General features: G+C 36.5%; 11 protein-coding genes. 9 read left to right on the top strand and 2 right to left on the bottom strand.

All coding sequences use genetic code 11. From position 1 onward, the window contains the following. The first annotated feature begins 172 nt into the window (after positions 1-172). The 7 genes from MHI57_RS07505 (at position 173) to MHI57_RS07475 (ending at position 7,883) form a co-directional block, all read left to right on the top strand. Positions 173-607: a YaiI/YqxD family protein gene (locus MHI57_RS07505; RefSeq protein ID WP_095372535.1), complete on the top strand. Its 435-nt coding sequence runs from the start codon at positions 173-175 to the stop codon at positions 605-607. A 44-nt stretch (positions 608-651) separates the two neighbouring features. Further along, positions 652-2,472, top strand: coding sequence for a DNA primase (gene dnaG, locus MHI57_RS07500; RefSeq protein ID WP_307312872.1), 1,821 nt, complete (start codon positions 652-654; stop codon positions 2,470-2,472). Between the two features lie 122 nt (positions 2,473-2,594). Beyond that, a complete protein-coding gene (rpoD, locus tag MHI57_RS07495; RefSeq protein ID WP_095372537.1) occupies positions 2,595-3,722 on the top strand; it encodes an RNA polymerase sigma factor RpoD in 1,128 nt (375 codons plus the stop codon). Between the two features lie 418 nt (positions 3,723-4,140). Continuing rightward, complete coding sequence (locus tag MHI57_RS07490; RefSeq protein WP_095372538.1) at positions 4,141-5,280, top strand: acyl-CoA dehydrogenase family protein; 1,140 nt, start codon at positions 4,141-4,143, stop codon at positions 5,278-5,280. 351 nt (positions 5,281-5,631) lie between these two features. Next, positions 5,632-5,985 carry a cytochrome c550 gene (gene cccA, locus MHI57_RS07485; protein WP_095372539.1) on the top strand — a complete coding sequence of 118 codons (354 nt, stop codon included), beginning with the start codon at positions 5,632-5,634 and terminating at the stop codon, positions 5,983-5,985. Positions 5,986-6,066: 81 nt separating this feature from the next. Continuing rightward, positions 6,067-6,771: a tRNA (adenine(22)-N(1))-methyltransferase gene (locus tag MHI57_RS07480; protein ID WP_340975624.1), complete on the top strand. Its 705-nt coding sequence runs from the start codon at positions 6,067-6,069 to the stop codon at positions 6,769-6,771. After that, on the top strand, positions 6,768-7,883 hold the full coding sequence (locus tag MHI57_RS07475) for a Nif3-like dinuclear metal center hexameric protein (protein WP_095372541.1): 1,116 nt from the start codon (positions 6,768-6,770) through the stop codon (positions 7,881-7,883). The genes MHI57_RS07480 and MHI57_RS07475 overlap by 4 nt, the downstream gene beginning before the upstream one ends. Positions 7,884-7,927: 44 nt before the next feature. On the opposite strand, the gene MHI57_RS07470 is transcribed toward MHI57_RS07475, so the two are convergent. Beyond that, on the bottom strand, positions 7,928-8,884 hold the full coding sequence (locus MHI57_RS07470; RefSeq protein WP_095372542.1) for a 4-hydroxy-3-methylbut-2-enyl diphosphate reductase: 957 nt from the start codon (positions 8,882-8,884) through the stop codon (positions 7,928-7,930). Positions 8,885-9,226: 342 nt separating this feature from the next. Beyond that, positions 9,227-9,877: a VrrA/YqfQ family protein gene (vrrA, locus tag MHI57_RS07465; RefSeq protein WP_340975622.1), complete on the bottom strand. Its 651-nt coding sequence runs from the start codon at positions 9,875-9,877 to the stop codon at positions 9,227-9,229. Positions 9,878-10,097: 220 nt separating this feature from the next. On the opposite strand from vrrA, the gene MHI57_RS07460 reads away from it, so the two are divergent. Continuing rightward, the gene (locus tag MHI57_RS07460; protein ID WP_095372543.1) at positions 10,098-11,402 is read left to right on the top strand and encodes a DEAD/DEAH box helicase; all 1,305 of its coding nucleotides are present in this window, start codon (positions 10,098-10,100) and stop codon (positions 11,400-11,402) included. A gap of 16 nt (positions 11,403-11,418) precedes the next feature. Then, complete coding sequence (locus tag MHI57_RS07455) at positions 11,419-12,312, top strand: deoxyribonuclease IV (RefSeq protein ID WP_251163394.1); 894 nt, start codon at positions 11,419-11,421, stop codon at positions 12,310-12,312. Positions 12,313-12,366 lie beyond the last annotated feature (54 nt).

Here is a 12,366-nt window from a genome sequence, read left to right as displayed (position 1 = left end):
ATAAAATAGGTTTAGACTTGACTTTTAACGAATAAACTATTTATTGGGAGAAGTCAAGGGAATTATATAAAAAAAATTCGACAATCCTTCCATTATAAAGAAATTTCTTTATAAGGAGGAAATACTGGAGTGATGTAGAATTATAAGAACATCAGACGAACCAACCATCTTAGTGGATGCGGATGCCTGTCCGGTTAAGCAGGAAATTGTCGAATTGGCCAATATTCATTCGGTTGCTTACAAGTTCATTGCATCCTATGCACATATGAAAACAGAGTATCGCTCAGATGAGTGGACATTCGTGGATTCCAGTAAAGAAGCTGTCGACTTATATATCCAAAATTACTCCAAACGAGGAGATGTGGTAATTACCCAGGATATAGGTCTTGCTTCTACACTCCTGTTAAATGGTGTTCATGTTTTATCGCCAAGGGGTAATGTATATGAGGAAGGTCATATTCATACAGCATTAGATATGCGATACCTATCGGCGAAAGCACGGCGTCAAGGTGTTTATGGAAAAGGACCTAAACCGTTCAAGGAAGAAGACCGACAGCGATTTAAGAAAGAACTGACAAAAATATTGTCGAAAATTGAAGGATTTTAGCTTTTTTTCTAGAATACTTCTTTATGTAGTGGGGAGTTGTCGTTATGGCAGAACGTATTCCTGAAGAAAAGATTGATCAAATTCGAAATTCAGTTGATATTGTTGATGTTATTGGAGATTATGTGAATTTAACGAAGCAAGGCCGAAATTATTTTGGACTTTGCCCTTTTCATGGAGAGAATACACCATCATTTTCCGTATCTCCTGATAAGCAAATTTATCATTGCTTTGGTTGTCATGCAGGAGGAAACGCTTTTTCATTCTTAATGGATTTAGAAGGTTTTTCTTTTCAAGAAGCTGTTGTCAACTTAGCAGAGAAAGCAAATATCCCTCTTGATATTGACGTTTCTTCACATGACAAAAACGTGAAACAGTCACCTGAATTGCAACAAATGTATGATGCGCATGAATTATTATGTAAATTCTACCATCATTTACTAGTAAACACAAAGGATGGTCAAGAAGCGTTAGAATACCTTTTAAAACGTGGATTTACAATGGAGTCAATTGAGAAGTATAAAATTGGCTATTCACTAAATTCATGGGACTTTGTCTGTAAATTTTTGCAGAAAAGAAAATTTCCCTTGGATCTCATGGAAAGAGCAGGTTTATTAATCAAAAGAGAGAGAGATGGTAACTTTTTTGATCGATTTCGCCATCGTATCATGTTTCCTATCCATAATGAAAAAGGGAATATTATTGCTTTTTCAGGAAGATCATTGGGGGAAGAAGACCCAAAATATTTAAATAGTCCTGAAACGGCCATTTTCAATAAGAGCAAAACGGTCTTTAATTTTAATCGAGCAAAGAAGCACATTAAAAAAGAGCAAAGAGCTGTTCTCTTTGAGGGATTTGCTGATGTCATTGCTGCTGATGCGGCTGGCGTCATTAATGGAATTGCTACGATGGGTACTTCGCTTACAGATGAACATGTACAATTAATTCGAAAAAGTACTGACCATGTGACGATCTGCTATGATGGGGATACAGCAGGAATTCAAGCAGCCAATCGTGCCTTAGATATGCTTCAATCAGTCGGTTGTAATGTGCGAATTGCTTGGCTTCCGGAAGAGCTTGACCCTGATGATTATATAAAGGAATATGGCGCAGAAAAGTTTAAAAATGAGGTTATTGAGGCTAGTCTTACTTATATGTCCTTTAAAATGAGATATTTAAGACTAGGAAAAAGGTTGAATGATGAAGGAGAACGGCTTCGTTATATAGAAGAAGTACTAACAGAAATCAGTCGTCTAACGAAAGCAGTAGAAAGAGATCATTATTTAAGACAAATGGCTAGCGAATTTTCGCTTTCATTAGATGCCCTACAACAGCAACAAAAACAAATATTTTATTCAATGCAAAAAAATACAAAAAATCAGCCACAGTCATTACCACAAGAACCGTTTTTATTACAACAAAAGTCAAATAATGTATTACGGCCAGCTTTTCAAAATGCTGAGCGTATGTTGTTGGCTCATATGATGAATAATCACGATATTACATTGAAGGTTCAGGAAATGTTAAGTGGGAATGAATTTAATGTGGATGAGCACCAAGCGATTTATACTTATCTTCTTGCATATTATGAAAGTGGTCATGTGCCTGATACAAGTAACTTTATGCAATTTATAAAAGACAAAGAGTTGCGGCATATTGTAGCAGATATTGTGATGATGCCTGTCAATGAAGATTTTACTGAAAAGGAATTATCTGATTATATTAAGCATGTGTTAAATCATCAAAAGATGATTAAAATAAAAGAAAAAATTCATGATGAAAAAGAAGCAGAACGTCAAAAGGACTATGCCAAAGCGGCATTAATTGCGATGGAGATTCTACAATTAAGAAAATCATTAGAAAAGTGATAATCTCTCATCGTGTTAATTATATTATAGACTGCATAAGCAAAAGCAAATGATTACCATAATAACCATTTAAGTGTTATGCTGTCCCAGAGGTTTGTGATTTTTTGGAAGGAGGGGGACAAATGGCTGAAAAATCGGCCCGTTCGAAAGAGGTTGAAACAGAATTGACCCTAGAACAAGCAAAAGAGCAGATTTTAGAAACAGGAAAGAAGACAGGTGTTCTCGCCTATGATGATATAGCAGAAAGATTGTCTCATTATGAGTTGGATTCTCATCAAATGGATGAGTTCTATGAATTCCTTGGTGATCAAGGTGTGGAACTAGTTGGTGATAATGATGACGATGCAGATCCCAATGCGCAAGAATTAGCAAAAAATGAAGAGGAATTTGATTTAAATGATTTAAGCGTACCTCCTGGAGTAAAAATTAACGACCCTGTAAGAATGTATTTAAAGGAAATTGGTCGTGTCGACCTACTAACAGCAGAAGAAGAGATTTCACTTGCAAATAAAATTGAGCAAGGCGACGAAGAAGCGAAGCGTCGTTTAGCGGAGGCTAACCTACGTCTCGTTGTAAGTATTGCCAAGCGATATGTCGGTCGTGGCATGCTGTTTTTAGATTTGATCCAGGAAGGGAATATGGGTCTTATAAAAGCAGTAGAGAAATTTGACTATCGTAAAGGTTTTAAATTTAGTACTTATGCAACATGGTGGATACGTCAAGCAATTACAAGAGCAATAGCTGACCAAGCAAGAACCATTCGAATTCCGGTTCACATGGTTGAAACAATTAATAAGTTAATTCGTGTTCAGCGCCAATTGCTACAAGACTTGGGCCGTGAACCTTCTCCAGAAGAAATTGCTGAAGACATGGATCTAACACCAGATAAAGTACGAGAAATTTTAAAAATTGCTCAAGAGCCAGTCTCATTAGAAACACCGATTGGTGAAGAGGATGATTCTCATCTTGGAGATTTCATAGAAGACCAAGACGCTACTTCTCCATCTGAGCATGCTGCCTACGAGCTGTTAAAAGAGCAGTTAGAAGATGTACTCGACACTTTAACAGACCGTGAAGAAAATGTACTTCGTCTTCGCTTTGGACTAGATGATGGAAGAACAAGGACGCTAGAAGAGGTTGGAAAGGTCTTTGGCGTCACGAGAGAAAGGATTCGTCAAATTGAAGCGAAAGCCCTTCGAAAATTAAGACATCCTAGCAGAAGTAAAAGACTGAAAGACTTTTTAGAATAGAATTCAATTCAGGATAGTTTACTCTAAATGGGTAAGCTATCTTTTTTTAGTGCAATATTCACTTCTAATGGTGTGGATAATTCCTTTATTTGTATATGATACCATATATTAATAAATAAACAAATGTACGGTAATATCCATACTTATATTTACAATTTATTTTACTGAATAGTTAATTATATTGCAAATTACTTTTTGTAAAAAATTCTTAAATTATTTATTATTTAGATAATTATTACTATATTGAGAAACAAAACATGAGAGTCATAAAGCGGTTTTATTTAGTTCTAATGTTTAAATCATTATTGAAACATAACTATGTACAATTTTAAATTTTTTAAATCTTGAGAATATTATAGAGGTGATTATATAATAGGAATTGAAAGCGTATTCAAAAGTCATAAGAAGGAGGATTTATATGAATTTTGACCTTACATCTGAACAAAAGATGATTTTTAAAACGATTAAAGAGTTTGCAATGGAAGAAGTGGAACCTGGTGCATTGGAAAGAGACCGAACGAAAGAATTTCCATTGGAAGTGTTCAAGAAATTATCAGACCTGGGTATGATGGGCTTACCCTTTTCGGAAGAATATGGCGGTGGTGGAGCCGATACAATTAGTTTTGCAATCGTAACTGAAGAATTAAGTAAAGCATGCGCCTCAACAGGTATAACGTATTCGGCCCACATATCTTTGGGCGGCGCACCTCTGTCATTATTTGGTACCGAAGAACAAAAACATAAGTATTTAACACCTATTTGTACCGGTGAGAGTCTTGGTGCATTTGGTTTAACTGAACCGAATGCTGGCTCCGATGCTGGTGGGACAAGAACAACAGCAGTAGAAGAGAACGGGGAATATATCATCAATGGGAATAAGTGCTATATCACGAATGCGAGTTATGCAAAACATTTAGCCTTAACAGCTATCACTAGTATGAATGGTACGGATAAAGAAATTAGTGCGATTATTGTTCCTACCGATGCCAACGGGTTCACTGTATTGGATAATTATGAGAAGATGGGACTTAATGCATCTAATACGACTGAATTGATATTAGAAGACGTGCGCGTACCGACTGAGCACTTGCTCGGTAAAAAGGGTGATGGATTTAAGCAATTTTTAATCACTCTTGACGGAGGAAGAATTGGCATTGGTGCCATGGCAGTGGGCATTGCCCAAGCAGCATATGAGAAGGCGCTAAAGTATGCTAAAGAACGTGAACAATTTAGTAGAAAGTTATCTCATTTTCAAGCTATACAATTCAAACTAGCTGATATGGCGATGAAAATTGAATTGGCGAGAAATATGGTTTATAAAGCAGCTTGGTTAAAAGATCAAGGAAAACCGTTTTCCAAAGAAGCGGCAATGTGTAAGTTATATGCATCTGAGATTTGTATGGAAATCGCTGATCAGGCCGTTCAAATTCATGGTGGTTATGGCTATATGAAAGAATATCATGTAGAAAGATATATGCGTGATGGTAAGTTAACAGAAATTGGAGAAGGAACTTCAGAAATACAACGTATGGTGATTGCCAGACAGATTGGTTGTTAATAGGAGTATATTTTTTGCATTAAAGGAAAATGCTATCTAAGAATGGTTAGAGAGGGTGAATCTTTAGAGACTTTACGTGTATAAAATTACCCAAAACTATTTTTTAGATAGTTTTTCTTTTAAACAATACATGTTATACATAAAATATTTTTAAGGAATGAAAAGGGGTAAAATGGTAAAAAAATAAATGATAGGAAGTAAACTTTTTTGCCAGTTTATTAAAATAATTTTGAATTGCTGATAACAAATTCGTTTTAGGGCTTTTCCAATAGCGTTTTTTACAGTAAAATAGAGATTGTTTGTATATACTTACTTATATTGTGAAGTTCTTACATAAGGGAGGTTTAAACATTGAATCGTAATCCGTTAATACCGTTCGCTCTTATTGCTATCCTTGGGATTGGCGCAATGTTCCTTGTTTCATTTAAAGGATTAGGTGATCACAAAGAACTGACAAGTGAAGGGGACGAGGAAGCAACAGAAGAGGTAGCAGCGTCACCGGAGGAAATTTATCAACAATCTTGTATTGGCTGTCATGGTGACCAATATCAAGGTGGTGTAGGACCCGCACTAACGGGTGTTGGCGAGAGACTTTCAGAAGAAGAAATCGTTGATGTATTAACAAATGGTAAAGGTGCAATGCCAGGGGGACTTGTCTCTGGTAAAGAGCAAGAAATGGCTGAATGGTTAATGACATTGGAATAAACGAGTAAGTCCTTTGCATATGCAAGGGACTTTTTTTATACTATAATCAGAACTTAATACATAGAAGTGGTGGAAAAACGAATGAACACAAATCAATTATCTAATCGATTAAGAACAGTTGCTCAATATATACCAAAAGGTTCGAGAATAGCCGATATTGGCTCAGATCATGCTTACCTACCTTGTTATACTGTTAAACAAGGGATTGCAAAAGAAGCGATTGCTGGTGAGGTTGTGGAAGGACCGTTTCAATCAGCGTTAGCACAAGTAAAAGCAGATAAATTAGAAGACAAAATCTCCGTGAGAAAAGGAAATGGACTTTCTGTTTTAACGGACGATGAAGTAGATGTAATAACAATTGCTGGTATGGGCGGAACATTGATTGCGTCCATTTTGGAAGAAGGTTCAGATCGCTTAGGTGGAGTAAAACGATTAATTCTCCAACCTAATATTAGTAGCATCTCTATCAGACTTTGGCTGCGTGAAAACGGATGGGCGTTAATAAATGAAGAAATAATCGAAGAAGATGAAAAAATTTATGAGATCTTAATCGCTGAGAAAGGCGATATCAATCGAGGATACGACGATTTAGAAGAAGGTCTTTTGTTAGGACCGTATTTATTACTTGAAAAATCGGCAGTTTTTATTAAAAAATGGAAACATGAACGAAAGAATTGGGAGAGAATAATTAGTCAAATCCAAGCAGCAAAATCATCAAATGAAAATAATGAAAAAATAGTTGCTTTACAGAAGAAAATAGCTATTGTTGGAGGGGTATTATCTTGAAGAAAGCAAATGGACATGAAATCATTCAATTATTTGAACAGTTTTCACCAAAAGCCTACGCAATGGAAGGAGATCCTATTGGGTTACAAATCGGTAGCTTGAACCAAAAAGTAAGCAAAGTAATGGTTGCACTTGATGTGTTAGAGGAAGTGGTTGATGAAGCAATTGACCAAGGTGTTAACTTAATTATTGCACACCATCCACCGATTTTCCGTCCTTTAAAGAAATTAGACAGTGATACACCTGCAGGAAGAATCTATACAAAATTAATTAAGCATGATATAGCCGTTTATGCAGCTCATACGAATTTGGATGTTGCTAATGGTGGTGTAAATGATTTATTAGCAACTGCACTTCAGATGAAAAATACAGAAGTCCTTGTACCAACATATGAAATACCTTTAATGAAACTTGCTGTTTATGTACCTGTAGAGAACGAGGAAGCAGTCAAGCAAGCTTTAGGTAATGCTGGTGCAGGTGCATTAGGTGATTATAGTCATTGTAGTTTTTCAAGTGAAGGGAATGGACAATTTTTACCAAGTAAGGGAGCAAATCCTCATATTGGCCAACCGGGTACACTTGAAAAGGTGAAAGAAAATAAAATTGAAGTAATATTCCCATCTAATTTAGAGAAGAAAGTTATCAAAGCAATGCTTGCGGCTCATCCATATGAAGAGGTGGCCTATGATCTTTATCCATTAGCTAATCAAGGAGAAGTTCTCGGACTCGGTAGAATAGGTGAAATTAAGGAAATGACCTTAGCACAGTTTGCAGAGCATGTGAAGGCGGTGTTGGATGTGCCTAGCGTGCGTGTGGTAGGAGATTTACAATCAGTTGTGAAAAAAGTAGCCGTTCTTGGTGGAGATGGCAATAAATATTATGCAAAAGCGAAGATGAAAGGTGCAGACGTTTACGTTACGGGAGATATGTATTATCATGTTGCGCATGATGCGATGCAAGCTGGTTTAAATATTATTGACCCTGGTCATAATGTCGAAAAAGTGATGAAATCAGGTGTTGCAGAATATATGAAGAAAAAATGTGCTGAAAAAGGGTTAGAGGTGGAGTTTATTGCTTCTAAAGTACATACGGATCCCTTTACATTTGTATAATTGAAGATAGAAAAAGCCATCTCCATTTGGAGATGGCTTTTTGCTTACTTTTGTACAACTTTTGGCTTTTTTATTTTTGGAAGAATTTTAGATAATGGTACTTTCTTTTCTGTAAGCCAAGTTGATTCTTCTTTTGGATCATACTGTTCAATAAAAGAAATCACTTCTTTTGTAATTGGTGTTGGTGTAGAGGCACCGGCCGTTACTGCAACCGTTTGAGCATCCTTAATCCAATCTAAATTAAGCTCGGAAATATCGCCAATACGGTAGGCTTTTGTGCCAGCAATTTCTTCGGAAACTTGAGCAAGCCTGTTCGAGTTATTACTTTTCGGATCCCCAACAACGATAAGGACATCTGCAGCCCCTGCTTGCTCTGCAACCGCTTCTTGACGTACTTGAGTAGCAAGACAAATTTCTTTATGAAATTCAGCTTGAGGATATTTCTCTTTGATTTCTTCCATGATATCGCCGACATCCCACTGGCTCATGGTTGTTTGATTTGTAACAAGAATTTTTTCATTTGTTAGTGTTAACGCTTGAACATCGTCAATCGTTTCAACTAAGTGAACGATCTCAGGTGCAACCCCAACCGCTCCTTCAGGTTCAGGATGTCCCTTTTTACCAATATATATAATTTGATAATTTTCGTCTTTCTTCTGACGAATTAAATCATGCGTGCTACTCACATCCGGGCAGGTAGCATCTAAAGTTACTAACCCTTTTTCTTTAGCTCTTTCTCGAATTTTAGGTGATACACCATGTGCTGTGAAGATAACCGTACCGCTTTGGACTTGGTCTAAAATATCGTCACGGTTTTTCCCATCTAAAGTAATAATGCCTTCTTCTTCAAATGCATCAGTCACGTGTTTGTTATGGACAATCATGCCAAGGATATAAATTGGCCTCGGTAAGGTTTTATCGAGTGATGCGTTTTTAGCAATCACCATTGCGTCTACTACACCATAGCAGTAGCCCCTTGGTGATATTTTGATGACGTTCATTGAATATCCTCCCTATATCTGAAACATATATTTTGTGTTATATAATTTTAAATAAAACATTGGATGAATGAAATTACTCATCTCTTCTAATCTATTATATAAGACATAAAGCAATAACACAAAAAGGAGAATTTATAAAAGAAATCCACGGTGATTTAAGCTCAATTCTATTGTTCCGTAAGGACGAATGAAAATAAGACAATGAAGGTGATAGGATAGATACACTTTGCATATTGGTACTTAAGAGATGACTATAACAATTTTTTTAATTCACTTAATGAAGGAAATGAGCGATTTAAATAAAATAAAAACTCGCCAAAATGGCGAGCGCTAAGCACATGATTAAACATACAGTTTCGGTACAGACTGACCACCAGCTTTTTTAGGGGGGTGTTGAGTTGGCTGGTCTTCTAAAGACTTCATAGTGACTGATGTCTCTTTTTTAGTTTTCGTTACTGACATAGTAGGATGACTATCCTTTATCGGAGATGGTGAACTAGATTCATTTTCTTCTTCTTTTTCTTCCGTTGTTGAACTCATATTCTTAAGACCGCGATAAAGCTTCCACATTGAAGGGATATTTTTAACCATTGGACCGTACTGTTGAACCATTGGACCGATTTGCCCTGCAGTATTTAAGAATTTTTGTGTATTTGTTAAAAAACCGCTGATATTTGTTGGGTTTGTTAGCGTTTGGAGAATGTCTGCTCCACCAGCGGCTCTAGATTCTGTGGCAGCATTAGTAGCAGTGTTAACGGCTGCCTGCGCACCGGAACCACCTCTACCACCAAGAATTTTGGATAATAGACCTCCACTTCTTGAAGATCCGTTATTTCTCATGCCACCATTATTTCTTGGTTGTGTTGGTCCGTATGGAGTCATACCGGGTGGAAATGGTGGCCTACCTGATAAGTTTTGCATCATTTGTGGTGTTTGGTGTGGTGGTGGGAAGCCTGGTCTCTGCCCTCGATTTGGTCCCATTCCTGGATACATCACATCTCCTCCTCTCAAAAGGGGATTTTACTTTCATTGTATGCAAAAAGGAGAAATGGGTTTATCTTTAATAAAAGGATAAGAAGGAATAACAAGTATAACTGGTTATTTACCTGGAATTTTATTATAATAATATGATGGAGTAAATGTTTGCGATTTTAAGTGATCATGTGTGCAAGTACTTATGATCATTTCATAACGATAATGAGGAGTTAAAAAAATGAATGAAACAAGATTTGAAAGGTATGAGTTTAAACCTTTTATTATAGAAGCAGTAAAGAAGTTAGGGTTTTATGAACCAACAGATATACAGGAAAGATTAATACCGACTGTCTTAAAAGGGGAAAGTGCCATTGGTCAATCCCAGACAGGTACAGGTAAAACACACGCTTATATTCTGCCAATGGTTGAAAAACTTCAAACAAATAAAAAAGGTGTACAAGCAATTATCACTGCACCAACTAGAGAGCTAGCCAACCAAATTTATCAAGAGGTTTTAAAAATCACGAGCCATAGTGAAGATGCTATCGCAGTTAAGCTCTTTATCGGTGGTACAGATAAACAAAGAACAATTGAAAAGCTTAAAACGCAACCGCAAATAGTTGTTGGTACACCGGGAAGAATTAATGATTTAGTGAAAGAGCAGGCATTGCTTATCCATACTGCTTCATTATTAGTTGTGGATGAGGCGGACTTAATGTTGGATATGGGCTTCTTGGAAGATGTTGACCAAATCGCTTCACATATGCAAGAGAAATTGCAAATGCTTGTGTTTTCAGCTACGATCCCAGAGAAGCTTAAACCATTTTTGAAAAAATATATGGAAAACCCAAAATATGTTCATGTAGAGCCGAAGCAACCAACCGCAGCTAAAATTGAACATCAATTATTACCTTCAAGACACCGCAACAAAGTAAATCTTGTGTTTGATGCTTTACAGTCTTTTAACCCGTATTTAGCCATCGTGTTTACGAATACGAAGAAAAAGGCAGATGAAGTCGCGGATGGTTTAATGGCTAAAGGCTTGAAAGTCGGAAGAATTCACGGAGATTTGAACCCACGAGAACGAAAGAAAATGATGAAGCAAATCGTTGATCTCGAATTCCAATATATCGTAGCAACTGATTTAGCTGCTAGGGGTATTGATATTAAAGGAATTAGTCACGTAATTAACTACGAATTACCTACAGACTTAGATTTTTATATTCATCGTGTAGGTAGAACAGCGAGAGCAGGCACTTCAGGTATTGCCTTAACGATTTATGATCCAACAGATGAAGACGCATTAAATAAATTAGAGAAGATGGGCGTTACTTTTACTCATATTGATTTTGTTAAAGGAAATTGGGTAAAACTTGACGATCGTAATAAAAGAAAAAACAGACAACGTCAAACAGATGAGATTGATAAAAAAGCTAGTTCACTTGTACAAAAACCGAAAAAAGTAAAACCAGGATACAAAAGAAAGCGCAAATGGGAAATGGAAAAGATAAAGAAGAGAGAAAGAAGGATTAAAAGAAAATAAGAGAGAGGGATATTGTATGTTGAAAATCGGATCCCATGTTTCGATGAGCGGAAAAAAAATGTTGTTAGCAGCCAGTGAAGAAGCAGCTTCTTACGGGGCGAATACATTTATGATTTACACAGGTGCTCCCCAAAACACGAGAAGAAAGAAAATAGAAGATTTAAATATAGAAGCAGGCCTAGCTCATATGAAGGAAAATGGCATAAGTGATATTGTTGTTCATGCCCCTTATATTATTAATATAGGGAATACAACGAACCCAGCTACATTCGAATTAGGAGTGAATTTTCTACGTTCTGAAATCGATCGTACAGAAGCGCTTGGGGCAAAGCAAATTGTCTTGCATCCTGGTGCACATGTCGGAGCAGGTGCAGAAAACGGTATTGCAAGGATTATTGAAGGTTTAAATGAAGTACTAAATGGGGATGAAAATGTGCAAATCGCGCTTGAAACAATGGCTGGAAAAGGGTCAGAATGTGGAAGAGATTTTGAAGAACTAGCGAAAATTATTGATGGTGTAACTCATAATGAACATTTATCTGTTTGTTTTGATACTTGTCATACTCATGATGCTGGATATGATATTGTTAATGACTTTGATGGTGTATTAAATGAATTTGATAAAATCATTGGTATCGATCGATTAAAGGTTCTTCATATTAATGATAGTAAAAACATTCAGGGAGCTAGGAAAGACCGCCATGAAAATATTGGATTTGGTCATATCGGTTTTAAGGCACTAAACAACATTGTTCATCATCCACAACTTACGACAATACCGAAAATCTTAGAAACACCTTATGTTGGCGAGGACAAGAAAAATAAGAAACCGCCATATCAATTCGAAATTAATATGTTGCGTAAAGAAGCGTTTAATGAAAATCTTTTAGAAGATATTTTAGCACAATAAAAAAGCATGGAGGAGAGGGATCCTCTATGCTTCTTCTTTGCCCTTCTAATGGTC

Origin of the sequence: Cytobacillus sp. FSL K6-0129, from assembly GCF_038007625.1 — a bacterium.
In the GTDB taxonomy this organism is placed as follows: Bacteria; Bacillota; Bacilli; order Bacillales; family Cytobacillaceae; genus Cytobacillus; species Cytobacillus kochii.
The sequence above is the reverse complement of the archived record's forward strand: the minus strand, read 5'-3'. Positions and strand labels throughout refer to the sequence as shown.

Excerpts from the sequence above, each read along its gene's own strand:
- dnaG (WP_307312872.1), top strand. The coding sequence starts at position 652 with ATGGCAGAACGTATTCCTGAAGAAAAGATTGATCAAATTCGAAATTCA.
- rpoD (WP_095372537.1), top strand. The coding sequence starts at position 2,595 with ATGGCTGAAAAATCGGCCCGTTCGAAAGAGGTTGAAACAGAATTGACC.
- MHI57_RS07490 (WP_095372538.1), top strand. The coding sequence starts at position 4,141 with ATGAATTTTGACCTTACATCTGAACAAAAGATGATTTTTAAAACGATT.
- MHI57_RS07480 (WP_340975624.1), top strand. The coding sequence starts at position 6,067 with ATGAACACAAATCAATTATCTAATCGATTAAGAACAGTTGCTCAATAT.
- MHI57_RS07470 (WP_095372542.1), bottom strand. The coding sequence starts at position 8,884 with ATGAACGTCATCAAAATATCACCAAGGGGCTACTGCTATGGTGTAGTA.
- vrrA (WP_340975622.1), bottom strand. The coding sequence starts at position 9,877 with ATGTATCCAGGAATGGGACCAAATCGAGGGCAGAGACCAGGCTTCCCA.
- MHI57_RS07460 (WP_095372543.1), top strand. The coding sequence starts at position 10,098 with ATGAATGAAACAAGATTTGAAAGGTATGAGTTTAAACCTTTTATTATA.
- MHI57_RS07455 (WP_251163394.1), top strand. The coding sequence starts at position 11,419 with ATGTTGAAAATCGGATCCCATGTTTCGATGAGCGGAAAAAAAATGTTG.